Source organism: Pseudomonas boreofloridensis (assembly GCF_030580795.1).
Taxonomy (GTDB): Bacteria; Pseudomonadota; Gammaproteobacteria; order Pseudomonadales; family Pseudomonadaceae; genus Aquipseudomonas; species Aquipseudomonas boreofloridensis.
Map to the genome: position 1 here is coordinate 299249 of NZ_JAUQOQ010000003.1, position 17311 is coordinate 316559.

The following is a 17311-nucleotide window of genomic DNA, read 5'->3' on the forward strand; positions in this document are numbered from 1 at the left end:
TCGCTACTCTGCCCAGTAGATCGTGGACACGTGCAGACCTCAGGTAACCACCAGCATGACAGACACCCCCAAAGACAAACGCGATGGCGTGACACCAAGCCCTTCGCCTCAAGACCCCAACCGTAGACGCTTCATCGGCGGCGCCGCACTGCTGGGGGTCGGCCTGACCCTGGGCGCTTGCGAGGACACCGAGAAGCCACGCACGCCGCCCAGCCGCCCGCCGCTGGGCGCGGAGGAACTGGACGAGGCGCTGCAACGGCAGGTCAAGACCGTCGTGGTGATCTATGCCGAGAACCGCAGCTTCAACAACCTGTTCGCGGACTTCCCCGGATTGCAGAAGCCGCTGTCGTCGCTGGCGCCAGCCGATTATCGCCAGCTCGACCGAGATGGCAGCGCGTTACCGTCGCTGCCTGCACCCTGGGGAGGGGTGCTGCACGTCGGGCCTCAGACCGTGGATGGCGTGACTTACCCCACCGGGCAGGCGTTTCAGGACAACGTGCCCAACGCACCTTTCGCGCTGAAAGGTCCACAGGGCGAAGACTTGCCGTTCAGTCTCGTGACCCGCGACTTGTGGCATGTGTTCTACCAGAACCAGATGCAGATAAACGGGGGCAAGAACGACGGGTTCGTCGCCTGGGGCGATTCGGGCGGGCTGGTGATGGGCCACTATGCGCAGTCGCGCTACGAGTTGCGCTTATGGGATGTCGCCAAGGAGTTCGTGCTCTGTGACAACTTCTTCCAGGGTGCTTTCGGCGGCTCGTTCCTCAATCACCACTACCTGGTGGCAGCCAGACCGCCCTACTACCCAGATGCGCTGAACTCGGTCGCCAAGTCGCAGATCGCCACGCTGCAGTCCGACGACCCGACCGACCCGCGCCTCAAGCCGCTTCCCACCTCGCCTGCCAGCGCCATGGACGGCCCTCCACAGTTTGGCCCCAGCGCCCTGACACCCGATGGCTACGGCGTGAACACCCTGGCGCCGCCCTACTGGCCCACATGGATACGCGATCCAGAACGCCCGGACTACTCCAAATCCGGATTGCCCAATGTCATGGTCGCGCAGACGCACGAACACATTGGCGACAAGCTGTCCAAAAAGAACGTGGACTGGGCGTGGTACGCGGGCGCCTGGCAAGCCACCCTGGAGCAATTCAAGGATTCGGGCGGCATTCCGAAGATCCCCAACTTCCAGTTCCATCACCAGCCGTTCAATTACTTCCAGCAGCAGGGACCGGACAATCCCGCCGAGCGCACGCGAAGACTGCGCGACGCAGGGCTGGGCGACACGCCGGCCACCAATCTGTTTCTACGTGACGCGCAAGCCGGAACGCTGCCTGCGGTGACCTTCTACAAGCCCCAAGGCAATCTCAACATGCACGCCGGCTATGCCGATGTCGCGTCCGGCGACCGGCATATCAACCGCGTGTTGAAGGTGCTGCGAGAAAGCCCGCAATGGAACGACATGGTGGTGATCGTCACCGTCGATGAAAACGGCGGCTGGTGGGACCACGTCGCCCCGCCGGCAGGCGACAGATGGGGCCCTGGCTCACGGATTCCCGCGCTGGTGGTCTCGCCCTTCGCCCGTAAAGGCACGGTCGACCACACCGTGTACGACACTGGCTCGATCCTGCGCTTCATCACGCGGGTGTTCAAACTGGAAACCCTGGAAGGTCTCAAGCACCGCGACGAGGCGATGATCGCTCGCGGCCAGCAGCCCATGGGCGATCTGACCAACGCCTTGCAGTTCGGCGCCTAGCTCACCCAAGTGAGCCCACCGCACACTTGCCGCTTGCCGCAAAAAAAACGCCCCCGGCCTTTCGACCGGGGGCGTTTTCATTCAGCCAGCGCTCACTCAGTTCTTGGCTTTCTTGGCAGCGCGGGTACGCTCGCCTTCGTCCAGGATCTTCTTGCGCAGACGGATCGACTTGGGCGTCACTTCGCACAGCTCGTCGTCCTGGATGAATTCCAGGGCCTGCTCGAGGGTGTGGCGAACCGGCGGAACCAGGGCGATGACTTCGTCTTTGCCCGAAGCACGCATGTTGTCCAGCTTCTTGCCCTTGGTCGGGTTCACGCCCAGGTCGTTGTCACGGCTGTTCAGACCGATGATCTGACCGTTGTAGATCTCCTGACCGTGCTCGACGAACAGCTTGCCGCGCGCCTGCAGGGTTTCCAGCGAGTAGGTCAGAGCCTTGCCGGTTTCGACCGACACCAGGACGCCGTTCAGACGACCGGACATCTGGCCCGACTTCATGGTGTCGTAGCGGTCGAAGATCGAGGTCAGGATGCCTGCGCCGTTGGTCAGGGTCAGGAACTGGTTACGGAAACCGATCAGACCACGGGCTGGAATGTTGTACTCCAGACGCACACGGCCTTTGCCATCCGGCACCATGTTGGTCAGGTCGCCCTTACGCAGGCCCATCTCTTCCATCACCTTGCCCTGGGATTCTTCAGGGATGTCGATGGTGACGTTCTCGAACGGTTCCTGCTTGACGCCGTCCACTTCGCGGATGATCACTTCAGGACGGCCTACGGCCATCTCGAAGCCTTCACGGCGCATGGTTTCGATCAGTACCGACAGGTGCAGTTCGCCACGGCCGGAGACCTTGAACTTGTCCGGGGAGTCGGTCTCTTGAACGCGCAGGGCTACGTTGTACAGCAGCTCCTTGTCCAGACGGTCCTTGATGTTACGGCTGGTGACGAACTTGCCTTCCTTGCCGCAGAACGGCGAGTCGTTGACCTGGAAGGTCATCGAAACGGTGGGCTCGTCGACGGTCAGCGGCTTCATCGCTTCCACGGCAGTCGGGTCGCACAGGGTGTCGGAGATGAACAGCTCGTCGAAACCGCTGATGCAGACGATGTCGCCGGCCTGGGCTTCTTCGACGTCCACACGGTGCAGACCGTGGTGACCCATCAGCTTGAGGATACGGCCGTTGCGCTTCTTGCCGTCGGTGTCGATGGCGACCACCGGGGTGTTCGGCTTGACGCGACCACGGGCGATACGGCCAACGCCGATGACGCCGAGGAAGCTGTTGTAGTCCAGTGCCGAGATTTGCATCTGGAACGGACCGTCACGGTCGACCGAAGGCGCAGGTACGTTGTCGACGATCGACTGGTAGAGCGGGGTCATGTCTTCGGCCATGGCGGTGTGGTCCAGGCCGGCGATGCCGTTCAGGGCCGAGGCGTAGACCACTTGGAAGTCCAGTTGGTCGTCGGTGGCGCCGAGGTTGTCGAACAGGTCGAAGATCTGGTCCAGGACCCAGTCAGGACGCGCGCCCGGACGGTCGACCTTGTTGATCACGACGATCGGCTTCAGACCGGCTTCGAAGGCCTTCTTGGTCACGAAGCGGGTTTGCGGCATCGGGCCGTCCTGGGCGTCGACCAGCAGCAGTACCGAGTCGACCATCGACATCACACGCTCGACCTCGCCACCGAAGTCGGCGTGGCCGGGAGTGTCGACGATGTTGATGTGGTAGCCATTCCAGTTGATGGCGGTATTCTTCGCCAGAATGGTGATGCCGCGCTCTTTTTCCTGGTCGTTGGAGTCCATGACGCGCTCGTCGTTGAGCTCGTTACGTTCCAGGGTGCCGGACTGGCGCAGGAGTTTGTCGACCAGGGTGGTTTTACCATGGTCAACGTGGGCGATGATGGCGATGTTACGCAGATTTTCGATCACAACTGTATCTCGTGCAGAGGATTCGGTGGCCGCCAGTGTAGGCGGCGAATATGTACGAAAGCAGACTCAGCGGGCCCGTGGGTCGGGAGGGCGATGGCGGATGCTGCCGCCATACAGCCCTGGCGTCTTATGCCGGACGATAAACACGCACATTGGCATGTCCCTCACTGAGCAGATGGTGTGCGTGCAAACGGCTCATCACACCCTTGTCGCAATACAGCAAGTACTGGCGCGTGTCGTCCAGGTGCTTGAACTTGCTGTTGATGGCATAGAACGGCATGACCTGTACCTCGATGCCGTCGAGCACCAGCGGCTCGTCTTCCTGGGCATCGGGGTGGCGGATATCGACGACGATCTGGCCAGGCATCGCCTGCGCCACTTCCTCGACCTCGATGTCCTTGCCCAGCTCGTCGATCACATGGTCGATGGAGATGAACCGGGCGCGCTCGATGGCGCGTTCGAGCACGGCCATCTCGAACTGCTTCTCTTCGTGCTCCAGGCGGTGACGCTTGGCATGGGTGGTCGGGTTCACCGAAATCACGCCGCAGTACTCGGGCATGTGCTTGGCGAAATCGGCGGTGCCGATCTGGTAGGCGGTGTCGATGATGTCCTGCTTGTGGCTGGCCAACAGCGGGCGCAGCACCAGCTTGTCGGTGGCCGAATCGATGATCGCCAGGTTCGGCAGGGTCTGGCTCGACACCTGGGAAATCGCCTCGCCGGTGACCAGGGCATCGATCTGCAAACGCTCGGCCATGCGCGCAGCGGCGCGCAGCATCATGCGCTTGAGAGTGACGCCCATGTAGCTGTTGTCGACCTTGCCGAGGATCTCGCCGACCACTTCTTCGAACGGCACGCTGATGAACAGCACGCGCTGGCTGCTGCCGTACTTCTTCCACAGGAAGTGAGCGACTTCCATCACCCCCAGCTCGTGGGCGCGACCGCCGAGGTTGAAGAAGCAGAAATGGGTCATCAGGCCGCGGCGCATCATCTGGTAGGCCGCCACGGTGGAGTCGAAGCCACCGGACATCAGCACCAGCGTCTGCTCCAGCGCGCCCAGCGGGTAGCCGCCGATACCGTCGTGCTGACTGTGGATGACGAACAGGCGCTGGTCGCGGATCTCCAGGCGCACCACCACTTCCGGACGCTTGAGGTCGATACCGGCCGCGCCGCACTGCTGGCGCAACTGGCTACCGACGTAGCGGTCGACGTCCATCGAGGTGAAATCGTGGTGACCCCCGCGCTTGCAGCGCACGGAGAAGCGTTTGCCGGCCAGCAGATGACCGTAGTGCTGCCTGCATTTTTCGACGATGTCGTCGAAGTCGCCCAGCGGATACTCCTGCACTTGCAGGAAGTGGGTGATCCCCGGGGTGCAGGTCAGGCGCTCGATCATCTCGCGCTGAATCTTCTCGTCCTCGAGGCGGGTGACCACTTCGAGATTGTCCCAGACACCGTTGACCACGAGCTCCGGATCCAGATCCTTGAGCACGTTGCGGATGTTCTTGCCGAGCTGGCGGATGAAGCGCTTGCGCACCGGCCGGCTCTTGATGGTGATCTCTGGGAAGACTTTGACGATAAGTTTCATTGGGTTAACAGCGCGCGCGGAGCCTGCCGAAAATGAGGGGCGCGAATTATAGCGGAAACAGGTAGAGATTTGAGCAACTTTTGATCAGAGGTTTACAGATAGGTGCCGCGTGGCGGTCTGACAGTGCTTTTAGCGGCCTGATGGCTGATGAATCGCCGCAGCCCCCAAACAAAGCACGCCTGCCCCACCTCCGCACCATATCAGTGCATTGCCAGCGAATGACGCCTTTTTTAGGTGCGCATCGCCGTTGCAAGGTGCCCTTAGATGCCTATGGACGCCGCCTTTTATCCCGCCCTAGCCATTTTCGGGCACTGGCATGCAATTTGCTCCCTTGTGATGCAGGTAAGCTTGGCCGACTATCCGCGCCCGGCGACACCCTTTTTCCAGGGCAGCGGCCTACCGCGCTCTAGACCATCCGGAGGACAACATGTCGAAGTCGGTTCAACTCATCAAAGATCATGACGTCAAGTGGATTGATCTGCGTTTCACGGACACCAAAGGCAAACAGCACCACGTCACCATGCCGGCTCGCGATGCGCTGGATGATGAGTTCTTCGAAGCCGGCAAGATGTTCGACGGCTCCTCCATCGAAGGCTGGAAAGGCATCGAAGCCTCCGACATGATCCTGCTGCCGGACGATTCGTCCGCCGTGCTGGACCCGTTCACCGAAGAGCCGACCCTGATCCTGGTCTGCGACGTCATCGAACCTTCCACCATGCAAGGCTACGACCGCGACCCACGCGCCATCGCCAAGCGCGCCGAAGAGTTCCTGAAGTCCACCGGTATCGGTGACACCGTATTCGTCGGCCCTGAGCCTGAGTTCTTCATCTTCGACCAGGTCAAGTTCAAGTCGGACATCTCCGGCTCGATGTTCAAGATCTACTCCGAGCAAGGCTCCTGGATGACCGACCAGGACGTCGAAGGCGGCAACAAGGGCCACCGCCCGGCCGTCAAAGGCGGCTACTTCCCGGTTCCGCCGTGCGACCACGACCACGAAATCCGTACCGCCATGTGCAACGCCATGGAAGAAATGGGCCTGGTCGTCGAAGTGCACCACCACGAAGTGGCCACCGCCGGTCAGAACGAAATCGGCGTGAAGTTCAACACCCTGGTCACCAAGGCTGACGAAGTTCAGACCCTGAAGTACTGCGTGCACAACGTGGCCGATGCCTACGGCAAGACCGCCACCTTCATGCCCAAGCCTCTGTACGGCGACAACGGCTCGGGCATGCACGTGCACATGTCGATCTCCAAAGACGGCAAGAACACCTTCTCCGGCGAAGGCTATGCCGGCCTGTCCGACACCGCCCTGTACTTCATCGGCGGCATCATCAAGCACGGTAAGGCCCTGAACGGCTTCACCAACCCGGCCACCAACTCCTACAAGCGTCTGGTGCCTGGCTTCGAAGCGCCGGTCATGCTGGCCTACTCGGCCCGCAACCGTTCAGCCTCGATCCGTATTCCTTACGTGTCCAGCCCGAAAGCTCGCCGCATCGAAGCGCGCTTCCCGGACCCGGCCGCCAACCCGTACCTGTGCTTCGCCGCCCTGCTGATGGCCGGCCTGGACGGTATCCAGAACAAGATCCACCCAGGCGATGCCGCCGACAAGAACCTGTACGACCTGCCGCCTGAAGAGGCCAAGGAAATCCCGCAGGTCTGCGGTAGCTTGAAAGAAGCCCTGGAAGAGCTGGACAAGGGCCGTGCCTTCCTGACCAAAGGCGGCGTGTTCTCCGACGACTTCATCGATGCCTACATCGAGCTGAAGTCCGAAGAAGAGATCAAGGTGCGCACCTTCGTTCACCCGCTGGAATACGACCTGTACTACAGCGTCTGATGACTGCGGCGCTTGCGCCGTAGCGATCAACCCAAACGGCTTCCCTCGGGAAGCCGTTTGTATTTTTACGGTCACGCGGTTCGGACGCGTCCTACTGGTACACAAAAGGGCATTGGCCACACTCAGGTCTCCCATTTCAAGGAGATCGCCATGCGCCTCACCCCGCTCTGCCTGTTGTGCATCCTCGCCCTCACCGGCTGCCTGAAAGCCCCGGATCCCGACCCCACCTTCGAGGCCCTGCTCGACAGCATCGAACAACGTCTGGCCATCGCCGACGCCGTAGCCCTGCACAAGTGGGACAGCGGCCAGCCGGTGCAGGACAGTGCTCGCGAGCAGCAGGTGCTGGAAAGAGTGCGCAAGGCCGCATCGAGCCATAAGGTCAGCCCGCAACGCGCGACCCTGTCCTTCAGCGATCAGATCGAGGCCAACAAGCTGCGCCAGTACCATCTGCTCAGCCAGTGGAGCCTGGTGGAAGCCGCGCCAGACATTCCACGCCTGGACCTCACCCGCGAGATTCGCCCACAACTGGACCTGTTGCAGGCGCAGATGCTTGATCGCCTGGCGCGTTTCGACCGCCACCGGCCCGCGCACTGCGAGCACGCACTGGCCAAGGCCATCGGCCTGCGCTCCAGCGATGCCACTCGCCGCCTCATGCTGATCCGCGCCACCGCAAGCCTCTGCCCACGCGGCTGACGAGCAATGCTCTATATTGGTGCAACAAATAGCTGAACGCCCTGCGGTGCAGCCCAAATCAGGTCAGTTGAATCGATAAAGCGTGAATTATTGAGCCGATTTTGCGCACAACCTGCGCTTCATCGGCCAATTCCGCTTCTTTTCGGAGCCTTGGTTTGTTTCTTGCATTTTCCAGGGCAACCAGCGGCTGACTCGTCTGCTTCTTGAGGCATGCGGGCCGGAACAGCGCCAATAGAGGTCGACAACGCACCATGACCATCAGCGATGCACAGCACCGATTGCTCCTGGACAACCTGACCACCGCGACCCTGCTGCTCAACAGCGAATTGCGCCTGGAGTACATGAACCCGGCCGCCGAGATGCTGCTGGCGGTCAGCGGTCAGCGCAGCCACGGCCAGTTCATCAGCGAACTGTTCACCGAATCGACCGAAGCGCTGCACTCCCTGCGCCAGGCCGTGGAGCAGGCGCATCCGTTCACCAAGCGCGAAGCCCAGTTGACCTCCCTGACCGGCCAGAGCATCACCGTGGACTACGCTGTCACGCCCATCCTGCATCAGGGCAACACCCTGCTGCTGCTCGAAGTGCACCCGCGTGATCGGCTGCTGCGCATCACCAAGGAAGAGGCGCAACTGAGCAAGCAGGAAACCACCAAGATGCTGGTGCGTGGCCTGGCCCACGAAATCAAGAACCCCTTGGGCGGGATTCGCGGCGCAGCACAACTGCTGGCCCGCGAACTGCCCGAGGACGGTCTGCGCGACTACACCAACGTGATCATCGAAGAGGCCGACCGCCTGCGCAACCTGGTCGACCGCATGCTGGGCTCGAACAAACTACCGTCGTTGGCGATGACCAACGTGCACGAAGTGCTGGAGCGAGTGTGCAGCCTGGTGGACGCCGAAGCCCAAGGCAGCATCACCCTGGTGCGCGACTACGACCCAAGCCTGCCGGACGTGCTGATCGACCGTGAGCAGATGATCCAGGCCGTGCTCAACATCGTGCGCAACGCCATGCAGGCGATCAACGGCCAGAACGAATTGCGCCTGGGCCGCATCACCCTGCGCAGCCGCGCCGTGCGCCAGTTCACCATCGGCCACGTGCGCCACCGCCTGGTGGCGCGGATCGAAATCACCGACAACGGCCCCGGCATCCCCGCGCAACTGCAGGACACCCTCTTTTATCCGATGGTCAGCGGACGCCCGGACGGCACCGGGCTGGGCCTGGCCATCACCCAGAACATCATCAGTCAGCATCAGGGGCTGATCGAGTGCGAAAGCCACCCTGGCCACACCACCTTTTCGATTTTCCTGCCCCTGGAACAAGGAGCCACAGCCCCATGAGCCGTAGTGAAACCGTGTGGATCGTCGACGATGATCGTTCCATCCGCTGGGTCCTGGAAAAGGCCCTGCAGCAGGAAGGCATGACCACCCAGAGCTTCGACAGCGCCGACGGGGTCATGGGACGCCTGGCCCGCCAGCAGCCGGACGTGATCATCTCCGACATCCGCATGCCCGGCACCAGCGGCCTGGACCTGCTGGCGCAGATCCGCGAAGCGCACCCGCGCCTGCCGGTGATCATCATGACCGCCCATTCCGACCTGGACAGCGCGGTGGCGTCGTACCAGGGCGGCGCCTTCGAGTACCTGCCCAAGCCATTCGATGTCGATGAGGCCGTGGCGCTGGTCAAGCGCGCCAACCAGCACGCCCAGGAGCAGCAGGCGCTACAAGCCCCACCGACCCTGGCGCGCACTCCGGAGATCATCGGCGAGGCGCCGGCGATGCAGGAGGTGTTCCGCGCCATCGGTCGCCTGAGCCACTCCAACATCACCGTGCTGATCAACGGCGAGTCCGGTACTGGCAAGGAGCTGGTCGCCCACGCCCTGCACCGCCACAGCCCGCGCGCCGCCGCGCCGTTCATCGCCCTGAACATGGCGGCGATTCCCAAGGACTTGATGGAGTCGGAGCTGTTCGGCCACGAAAAAGGCGCCTTCACCGGCGCGGCCAACTTGCGACGCGGCCGCTTCGAGCAAGCCGATGGCGGCACGCTGTTCCTCGACGAAATCGGCGACATGCCCGCCGACACCCAGACGCGCCTGCTGCGGGTGCTGGCCGACGGCGAGTTCTACCGGGTCGGTGGACACCTACCGGTCAAGGTGGACGTGCGCATCATCGCCGCGACCCACCAGAACCTGGAATCGCTGGTGCAGGCCGGCAAGTTCCGCGAAGACTTGTTCCACCGCCTGAACGTGATCCGCATCCATATCCCGCGCCTGGCCGACCGCCGCGAGGACATTCCCGCGCTGGCCCGTCACTTCCTGGGGCGAGCGGCACGAGAGCTGGCAGTCGAACCGAAACTGCTCAAGCCGGAAACCGAAGAGTTCATGCGCAACCTGCCGTGGCCGGGCAACGTGCGTCAGATGGAAAACACCTGCCGCTGGATCACGGTGATGGCCTCGAGCCGCGAAGTGCTGATCAGCGACCTGCCGCCAGAACTGCTCAACCTGCCCCACGACGCGGCACCGATCACCAACTGGGAGCAGGCACTGCGCCAGTGGGCCGACCAGGCCCTGGCCCGCGGCCAGTCGAACCTGCTCGACAGCGCCGTGCCGAGCTTCGAGCGGATCATGATCGAGACCGCCCTCAAGCACACGGCCGGGCGTCGGCGTGATGCGGCGGTGCTGCTGGGCTGGGGCCGCAACACCTTGACTCGCAAGATCAAGGAGCTGGGGATGAAGGTCGATGGCAGCGATGAGGACGACGGCGAGGAACACTGATAGTCAGCGGTCGCTGTCATGACCGGGGCCGCTCATGGCGTGCTGCGGTTCACTTGAGATCTGTTTGGCTGGCATATAGGGGCTGCTGCGCAGCCCATCGCGACACAAGGCCGCTCCTACAGGGTCCGTACACCCCCTATTTCAGGGTTTGCACGGATTTTGTGGGAGCGGCCTTGTGCCGCGATGGGCCGCGAAGCGGCCCTTTTCATGTCTGCCGGGACTTGCACCGATGCAGTGCCCGCTGCACCTGCGCAAGGCACAGGATAGGGAGCACCTCACCGAATAAAACAGTCAAGCCATTGAATTTAAAGGCTTTTAAAAACTGGCACGACACCTGCAATAACACTGATAACGACAGTTTCGGGGACCCCGGTACAGGCAGGTCGGGACATCCCCCTCTTTACTCGCAACACCGCCCGTTTTGGGGACCTTGGTACAGGCAGGCCGAGACTCCCTCTTTTATTCGCAACACCGCCCGCTTCGGGGACCTCGGTACAGGCAGGCCGAGACTCCCCTCTTTTATTCGTGCAGCCTGACCTGCACCCGCCAACGCCCCGCGTCCTCTGCAGCGCTCCAGGTGCCGCGCAGGGGACGCGCGGCCACCAGGCTCAGCACCAGTCCCTCATCGCTACGCTGCAAACGCCAGCCCACCGGCCTTCCTTGCAGGGTCAACTGGCCACGCTGCGGTTTGCCCTCGGCCTGGAACACCAGCGCCACGGTGCCATTGACGTTCTCGCCATGCAGCTTGGGCGAGGCGTTGAACAACAGGTCCAGGCCTTCATCCATGACCTGCACCTGTTCCAGCACACGCGGCTCGGGCGCCGTCAGCCGACCGATCATCAAACCGACCATCACCCCGACGATGGCCATCGACATCAACACCCGCGGCCATGCCTTCGAACGCGGGTCCGGTTCGAGGGTAGAATGCGCGTCATCTTCCTGCCTGGGGCCGTGCATGTTCCACGTCATCCTCTTTCAACCTGAAATTCCGCCGAATACCGGCAATATCATCCGCCTGTGCGCCAACAGCGGCTGCGACCTGCACCTGATCGAGCCGATCGGTTTCGAGCTGGACGACAAGCGCCTGCGCCGGGCCGGGCTGGATTACCACGAGTATGCCACGCTCAAGCGCCACGACAGCCTGGCCCAGTGCCTGGAAAGCCTCGGCCAGCCGCGCCTGTTCGCCTTCACCACCAAGGGCTCGCAGCCGTTCCATGAAGTAGCCTATCAACCCGGCGATGCGTTTTTGTTCGGCCCGGAGAGTCGTGGGCTGCCCGCTGAAGTGCTCGACAGCCTGCCCGCCGAACAACGCCTGCGCTTGCCCATGCGTCCGGGGTGCCGCAGCCTTAACCTGTCCAACACGGTGGCGGTGACGGTGTATGAGGCGTGGCGCCAGCAAGGATTCGCCTGAATCGGCGTAGGAAGGGTGGCCGGCGGCAGAGCGAATCCCTGCTGCCGGCAAAGAGAAGCGTTACTCGACGATGCAGATCCAGCGGTGGTTGCAGCGGTACGGCGCGCGGGTGAAGGCGATATCGACCAGGCGTTTCAGGCCGCGTCGCTTGAGCGCCTGGGTCAGTTCGGCAAGTGTTTCTGCTTCGATAGTCATGCTGTTACCTCGTCAGATTACTGCGTACATAATTCTTGACTGAGGGGACAAACCGGGGATTCATTTTTTTACCGGGCCGATTCGACCACTGGTCCGATAAACGCAAAAGGCCGCATCCTTCAGAGGATGCGGCCTTTTCGATGCAGATGCCGACTCAGTTATCCAGCACGGCCCGTCCGGCGACGCCGCGCTTGCGATGCACCAGCAGCCCGGTGATCACCACGGCGATGCTCAACAGCGCCGTGGCGATGATCTCGATGCGGTGGTCTTCGCGCAGAGCCATCACGCCCAATACGGCGACGATGAAAGCGATGGTGGCCCAGGTCAGCCCCGGGAACAGCCACATCTTGAACGAGATTTTCTCGCCCCGCGCCTCACGCTGGGCACGCATGCGCAACTGCGACACGGCGATCACCAGGTACACCAGCAGGGCGATGGCGCCAGAGCTGGCCAGCAGGAACTCGAACACCTCGGCCGGTGCGAGGAAGTTGGCAAACACGCACAGGAAGGCAGCTGCGGTGGACAGCAGCACGGCCCAGTGCGGGGTGCCCGCGCGGGTGGTGCGCTGGGCGACGGCAGGGGCGTCGCCACGCTTGCTCAGCGAGAACAGCATGCGCGAAGAGGTGTACAGCGCCGAGTTCAAGCAACTGGTGACCGCGATCAGCACGACGATGTCGACGATCAGCTTGGCGTTGGGCACGCCGATCAAGCTCAGCACGGTCTGGTAGGAGCCCTTCTCGGCCAGGGCCGGATCGTTCCACGGCACCATGGCCACCACCAGGAAGATCGACACCAGGTAGAACAGGCAGATCCGCCAGATCACCGAGTTGGTGGCGCGGCTGATCTGCTTGCCCGGATCCTTGGATTCGGCGGCAGCGATGGTGACGATTTCGGTGCCCATGAACGAGAACATCGTGGTCAACATGGCCGCCAGCACCGCACCCAGGCCGTTAGGCATGAAGCCCTGGGTGTCGAACAGGTGGCTGACACCACTGACCTGACTGCCCGGCACCAGGCCGAACATGGCCGCGCAGCCGACCACGATGAAGGCGATGATGGCCAGCACCTTGAGCAGGGCGAACCAGAACTCGAACTCGCCGTAGTTTTTCACGCTGAACAAGTTGGTGACGGTGAGCGCCAGGGTGATGATCAACGAGAAGGCCCACAGATCGACGGCCGGGAACCAGGCATGCAGGATCGCCGCAGCGGCGTTGGCTTCCAGCGGAATCACCAGCACCCAGAACCACCAGTACAGCCAGCCGATGGTGAACCCGGCCCAGCGCCCGATGGCGCGGTCGGCGTAGGTGGAGAAGGAACCTGTGTCGGGCGACGCGACCGCCATCTCGCCGAGCATGCGCATCACCAGCACCACCAAGGTGCCCGCTGCGGCATAGGCCAGCAGTACGGCAGGGCCGGCAGCGGCGATGGCGTGGCCGGAGCCGACGAACAGGCCGGCGCCGATCACGCCGGCAATGGAGAGCATGGTGACATGCCGTTGTTTGAGCCCCTGAGCGAGGTCATTGGAATTGTGCTTACCGCTCATAAAACTACCTTTGTAAGGAGTGGACCACCCGATTACTGGAACGAAGCGCGCCAAGGGTTGATTTAGACGGCTTGGCAATCGGCGTCTTGCTGCTGGCAATAACTGCGCCAGCGGTGCAGGTCATGCACATGAATCTTCGCGCTACCGCGATTGACGTGGCTTTGCCGCCCTTCGGCCAAGCAATGACCGAAGGGTCGTCGAAGCTGTCCGCGCAGTGTGCATTACTGAAATACTCACTTACAAACGCACCAAAGGTAGTCCTTAGTAACACCGCCGCACCAAAAAGACGCATCCTAGGTGCAACCCTCAGGCGCAACCCAACTCCGTGCTAGGAAGCTTACTCAAGAGCCTGCCATCCACCCGCGAAGCAAAAAGCCTTTCCTCGCCAAACCAAAACTGGCACCATCGCGCCTTTTTTCATCAAGGCTCCGGCGCCGAGCGCAACGCGTTGCGGACATCCGCGCGACGTTGCACTGCAGCGATGCGACAAACTGTCCCGCCAGCGACCCGAGTCCCCTGCGTCCCGGTTGGCCGCCCCGACCCGCTATGCTAGCGTTGCGCACGCCAGGAAGGCCGCCAACAGCTGGGAACGCACCCGATCACATGAGGACCGCACATGGCCCAGGCCACGCCCGCGCTGGAAATCCGCAACCTGCACAAACGCTACGGCGACCAGGAAATTCTCAAGGGCATTTCGCTGACCGCGCGCGATGGTGACGTGATCTCGATCCTCGGATCGTCCGGCTCCGGCAAGTCCACCCTGCTGCGCTGCATCAACCTGCTGGAGAACCCGCACCAGGGCGAAATCCTGGTGGCCGGCGAAGCGCTCAAGCTCAAGGCCGATAAAACCGGTGAGCTGATCGCCGCCGACAACCGGCAGATCAACCGCCTGCGTAGCGAAATCGGCTTCGTCTTCCAGAATTTCAACCTGTGGCCGCACATGTCGATCCTCGACAACATCATCGAGGCGCCACGCCGCGTGCTCGGCCAGAGCAAGGCCGAAGCCGTGCAGGCCGCCGAGGCGCTGCTGGAGAAAGTCGGCATCTTCGACAAGCGCCACAGCTACCCGGCGCAGCTGTCCGGTGGTCAGCAGCAGCGCGCCGCCATCGCCCGTACCCTGGCCATGCAGCCGAAGGTCATCCTGTTCGATGAGCCCACCTCGGCGCTCGATCCGGAAATGGTCCAGGAAGTGCTTAACGTTATCCGCGCACTGGCCGAAGAAGGCCGTACCATGCTGCTGGTAACGCACGAGATGAACTTTGCCCGCCAGGTGTCCAGCGAAGTGGTGTTTCTGCACCAGGGCCTGGTGGAAGAGCAGGGATCGCCGCAGCAGGTCTTCGAGAACCCGACCTCGGCGCGTTGCAAGCAATTCATGTCCAGCCACCGCTAACGGAGCAACACATGCAGACCTACAAGAAATTTCTCCTGGCCGCGACCGCCACGCTGGTGATGTCGGCCAACGCCCTGGCTGCGGAAAAACTGCGCATGGGTATCGAAGCGGCCTACCCGCCGTTCAACAATAAGGATGCCAGCGGCAATGTGGTCGGCTTCGACAAGGACATCGGCGACGCCCTGTGCGCCAAGATGAAGGTCGAATGCTCGGTCGTCACCTCCGACTGGGACGGCATCATCCCCGCCCTGAACGCCAAGAAGTTCGACTTCCTGGTGTCGTCGCTGTCGATCACCGACGAGCGCAAGCAGGCGGTGGACTTCACCAACCCGTACTACTCCAACAAGCTGCAGTTCATCGCGCCGAAGAATGTCGACTTCAAGACCGACAAAGACTCGCTCAAGGGCAAGATCATCGGCACCCAGCGCGCCACTCTGGCGGGCACCTGGCTGGAAGACACCTACGGCAGCGACATCACCATCAAGCTGTACGACACCCAGGAAAACGCCTACCTCGACCTGACCTCGGGCCGTGTCGACGCCATCCTCGCCGACAAGTACGTGCAGTACGACTGGCTGAAAAGCCCGGAAGGCCAGAACTACGAGTTCAAGGGCGAGCCGGTGGTCGACAGCGACAAGATCGGCATCGCCGTGCGCAAGGGCGATACCAAACTGCGCGACGAGCTGAACAAGGCCCTGGCCGAAATCAAGGCCGACGGCACGTACAAGAAGATCAACGAAAAGTACTTCCCGTTCAGCATCGAATGATTCACCCCGACCGGCACCGCCTTTGCGCGGTGCCCGTCCCTTGAATGCACCCTGCCCATGAATATCGATCTGCACGGATTCGGTCCGGCCATGATGGCCGGCACCCTGATGACCGTAAAACTGGCGCTCTGTGCCCTGCTGCTGGGGCTGATCCTCGGCCTGCTCGGCGCCTTGGCCAAGACCTCCCCGTTCAAGCCCTTGCAGTGGCTGGGCGGCACCTACTCGACCCTGGTTCGCGGCGTGCCTGAACTGCTGTGGGTCCTGTTGATCTATTTCGGCACCGTCGGGCTGATGAACAGTCTCGGCGAGGCCCTGAACATGCCGGGCCTGGAACTCAGCGCCTTCGCCGCCGGGGTGATCGCCCTGGGGCTGTGCTTCGGCGCCTATGCCACGGAAGTGTTCCGCGGCGCCATCCTGGCGATTCCCAAAGGCCATCGCGAAGCGGGCCTGGCGCTGGGACTGTCCAAAGGCCGCATCCTGTCGCGCATCATCCTGCCGCAGATGTGGCGCGTGGCCCTGCCGGGGCTGGGCAACCTGTTCATGATCCTGATGAAGGACACCGCGCTGGTGTCGGTGATCGGCCTGGAAGAAATCATGCGTCACGCGCAGATCGGCGTGACCGTGACCAAGGAGCCGTTCACCTTCTACGCCGTGGCCGCGTGCATCTACCTGTGCCTGACCATCGTCGCCATGATCGGCATGCATTTCCTTGAACAACGCGCCGCTCGCGGCTTCGCGAGGGCTGCGCAATGAACTGGGAAGTGATCATCAAGTGGCTGCCGCGCCTGGCCCAGGGCGCCACGCTCACCCTCGAACTGCTGGCCATCGCCGTCATCGCCGGGCTGATCCTGGCCATCCCGTTGGGCATCGCCCGCACCTCGCGCCATTGGTACGTGCGCGCCCTGCCCTACGGCTACATCTTCTTCTTCCGTGGCACGCCGCTGCTGGTGCAACTGTTCCTGGTGTACTACGGCCTGGCGCAGTTCGACGTGGTGCGCAGCAGTTCGCTGTGGCCGTACCTGCGCGATCCGTTCTGGTGCACGGTGCTGACCATGACCCTGCACACCGCCGCCTACATCGCCGAGATCCTGCGCGGCGCCTTGCAGGCCATCCCGAAAGGCGAAATCGAAGCCGCTCGGGCGCTGGGCATGTCACGCGGCAAGGCGCTGGTCTACATCATGCTGCCGCGCGCCGCCCGCATCGGCCTGCCGGCCTACAGCAACGAAGTGATCCTGATGCTCAAGGCCAGCGCCCTGGCCAGCACCGTGACCCTGCTGGAACTGACCGGCATGGCCCGCACGATCATCGCCCGCACCTACCTGCCGGTGGAGATCTTCTTCGCCGCCGGGGTGTTCTACCTGCTGATCTCGTTCGTGCTGGTGCAAGGCTTCAAGCTGCTGGAGCGCTGGCTGCGCGTCGATGCCTGCCAAGGGCGCTGACCCCCTTCGCGGGT

At 62.6% G+C, this 17311-nt stretch carries 15 protein-coding genes; 10 read left to right on the top strand and 5 right to left on the bottom strand.

All coding sequences use genetic code 11. The features are described 5' to 3' along the window. Positions 1 to 55 precede the first annotated feature (55 nt). Positions 56 to 1756 carry an acid phosphatase gene (locus Q6A47_RS05580; RefSeq protein ID WP_304483434.1) on the top strand — a complete coding sequence of 567 codons (1701 nt, stop codon included), beginning with the start codon at positions 56 to 58 and terminating at the stop codon, positions 1754 to 1756. Positions 1757 to 1852: 96 nt separating this feature from the next. Here the strand turns inward: Q6A47_RS05580 and typA are convergent, their stop codons facing one another. Both typA and thiI read right to left on the bottom strand, forming a co-directional pair. Next, positions 1853 to 3673 carry a translational GTPase TypA gene (typA, locus tag Q6A47_RS05585; protein WP_029613514.1) on the bottom strand — a complete coding sequence of 607 codons (1821 nt, stop codon included), beginning with the start codon at positions 3671 to 3673 and terminating at the stop codon, positions 1853 to 1855. 127 nt (positions 3674 to 3800) lie between these two features. Next, a complete protein-coding gene (thiI, locus tag Q6A47_RS05590) occupies positions 3801 to 5255 on the bottom strand; it encodes a tRNA uracil 4-sulfurtransferase ThiI (RefSeq protein ID WP_304483437.1) in 1455 nt (484 codons plus the stop codon). Positions 5256 to 5682: 427 nt separating this feature from the next. Here thiI and glnA point away from each other — a divergent pair, with 427 nt between their 5' ends. The 4 genes from glnA to ntrC all read left to right on the top strand — a co-directional run bounded on the left by glnA (position 5683) and on the right by ntrC (position 10552). Then, entirely contained in the window at positions 5683 to 7089 is a 1407-nt protein-coding gene (gene glnA, locus Q6A47_RS05595; RefSeq protein WP_039582672.1) for a glutamate--ammonia ligase, read from the top strand. A 150-nt stretch (positions 7090 to 7239) separates the two neighbouring features. Continuing rightward, positions 7240 to 7782 (top strand): chorismate mutase, encoded by a 543-nt coding sequence (locus tag Q6A47_RS05600; protein ID WP_304483440.1) that lies wholly within the window; start codon positions 7240 to 7242, stop codon positions 7780 to 7782. 251 nt (positions 7783 to 8033) lie between these two features. Then, complete coding sequence (glnL, locus tag Q6A47_RS05605) at positions 8034 to 9119, top strand: nitrogen regulation protein NR(II) (protein WP_039582670.1); 1086 nt, start codon at positions 8034 to 8036, stop codon at positions 9117 to 9119. Continuing rightward, on the top strand, positions 9116 to 10552 hold the full coding sequence (gene ntrC, locus Q6A47_RS05610; protein WP_039582669.1) for a nitrogen regulation protein NR(I): 1437 nt from the start codon (positions 9116 to 9118) through the stop codon (positions 10550 to 10552). The genes glnL and ntrC overlap by 4 nt, the downstream gene beginning before the upstream one ends. Positions 10553 to 11071: 519 nt before the next feature. On the opposite strand, the gene Q6A47_RS05615 is transcribed toward ntrC, so the two are convergent. Then, positions 11072 to 11509, bottom strand: coding sequence for a hypothetical protein (locus tag Q6A47_RS05615; RefSeq protein WP_029612666.1), 438 nt, complete (start codon positions 11507 to 11509; stop codon positions 11072 to 11074). Here Q6A47_RS05615 and trmL point away from each other — a divergent pair. Beyond that, the gene (gene trmL, locus Q6A47_RS05620; RefSeq protein ID WP_039582668.1) at positions 11508 to 11963 is read left to right on the top strand and encodes a tRNA (uridine(34)/cytosine(34)/5-carboxymethylaminomethyluridine(34)-2'-O)-methyltransferase TrmL; all 456 of its coding nucleotides are present in this window, start codon (positions 11508 to 11510) and stop codon (positions 11961 to 11963) included. The two genes, Q6A47_RS05615 and trmL, sit on opposite strands and share 2 nt — an antisense overlap. A gap of 60 nt (positions 11964 to 12023) precedes the next feature. On the opposite strand, the gene Q6A47_RS05625 is transcribed toward trmL, so the two are convergent. Beyond that, positions 12024 to 12158, bottom strand: a complete 135-nt coding sequence (locus Q6A47_RS05625) for a hypothetical protein (protein WP_275898074.1) — start codon at positions 12156 to 12158, stop codon at positions 12024 to 12026. A 154-nt stretch (positions 12159 to 12312) separates the two neighbouring features. Continuing rightward, positions 12313 to 13701, bottom strand: a complete 1389-nt coding sequence (gabP, locus tag Q6A47_RS05630) for a GABA permease (protein ID WP_029612667.1) — start codon at positions 13699 to 13701, stop codon at positions 12313 to 12315. Positions 13702 to 14317: 616 nt separating this feature from the next. Here gabP and Q6A47_RS05635 point away from each other — a divergent pair. From Q6A47_RS05635 to Q6A47_RS05650, 4 genes are read left to right on the top strand one after another with little or no spacing between them, the layout of a single operon-like run. Next, positions 14318 to 15091: an ABC transporter ATP-binding protein gene (locus Q6A47_RS05635; RefSeq protein WP_039582666.1), complete on the top strand. Its 774-nt coding sequence runs from the start codon at positions 14318 to 14320 to the stop codon at positions 15089 to 15091. Between the two features lie 11 nt (positions 15092 to 15102). Further along, the gene (locus tag Q6A47_RS05640; RefSeq protein ID WP_304483445.1) at positions 15103 to 15858 is read left to right on the top strand and encodes an ABC transporter substrate-binding protein; all 756 of its coding nucleotides are present in this window, start codon (positions 15103 to 15105) and stop codon (positions 15856 to 15858) included. Between the two features lie 57 nt (positions 15859 to 15915). Continuing rightward, complete coding sequence (locus Q6A47_RS05645; RefSeq protein ID WP_029612670.1) at positions 15916 to 16611, top strand: ABC transporter permease; 696 nt, start codon at positions 15916 to 15918, stop codon at positions 16609 to 16611. Further along, a complete protein-coding gene (locus Q6A47_RS05650; protein WP_029612671.1) occupies positions 16608 to 17297 on the top strand; it encodes an ABC transporter permease in 690 nt (229 codons plus the stop codon). Before Q6A47_RS05645 ends, Q6A47_RS05650 begins: the two co-directional genes overlap by 4 nt. The last annotated feature ends 14 nt before the right edge of the window (positions 17298 to 17311 follow it).

What these genes read in the sequence shown, in the direction of transcription:
- Q6A47_RS05600 (WP_304483440.1), top strand. Translation starts at nt 7,240, where the DNA reads ATGCGCCTCACCCCGCTCTGCCTGTTGTGCATCCTCGCCCTCACCGGC.
- thiI (WP_304483437.1), bottom strand. Translation starts at nt 5,255, where the DNA reads ATGAAACTTATCGTCAAAGTCTTCCCAGAGATCACCATCAAGAGCCGG.
- Q6A47_RS05635 (WP_039582666.1), top strand. Translation starts at nt 14,318, where the DNA reads ATGGCCCAGGCCACGCCCGCGCTGGAAATCCGCAACCTGCACAAACGC.
- Q6A47_RS05615 (WP_029612666.1), bottom strand. Translation starts at nt 11,509, where the DNA reads ATGCACGGCCCCAGGCAGGAAGATGACGCGCATTCTACCCTCGAACCG.
- Q6A47_RS05650 (WP_029612671.1), top strand. Translation starts at nt 16,608, where the DNA reads ATGAACTGGGAAGTGATCATCAAGTGGCTGCCGCGCCTGGCCCAGGGC.
- glnA (WP_039582672.1), top strand. Translation starts at nt 5,683, where the DNA reads ATGTCGAAGTCGGTTCAACTCATCAAAGATCATGACGTCAAGTGGATT.
- trmL (WP_039582668.1), top strand. Translation starts at nt 11,508, where the DNA reads ATGTTCCACGTCATCCTCTTTCAACCTGAAATTCCGCCGAATACCGGC.
- Q6A47_RS05625 (WP_275898074.1), bottom strand. Translation starts at nt 12,158, where the DNA reads ATGACTATCGAAGCAGAAACACTTGCCGAACTGACCCAGGCGCTCAAG.
- ntrC (WP_039582669.1), top strand. Translation starts at nt 9,116, where the DNA reads ATGAGCCGTAGTGAAACCGTGTGGATCGTCGACGATGATCGTTCCATC.
- Q6A47_RS05580 (WP_304483434.1), top strand. Translation starts at nt 56, where the DNA reads ATGACAGACACCCCCAAAGACAAACGCGATGGCGTGACACCAAGCCCT.
- gabP (WP_029612667.1), bottom strand. Translation starts at nt 13,701, where the DNA reads ATGAGCGGTAAGCACAATTCCAATGACCTCGCTCAGGGGCTCAAACAA.
- glnL (WP_039582670.1), top strand. Translation starts at nt 8,034, where the DNA reads ATGACCATCAGCGATGCACAGCACCGATTGCTCCTGGACAACCTGACC.
- Q6A47_RS05640 (WP_304483445.1), top strand. Translation starts at nt 15,103, where the DNA reads ATGCAGACCTACAAGAAATTTCTCCTGGCCGCGACCGCCACGCTGGTG.
- Q6A47_RS05645 (WP_029612670.1), top strand. Translation starts at nt 15,916, where the DNA reads ATGAATATCGATCTGCACGGATTCGGTCCGGCCATGATGGCCGGCACC.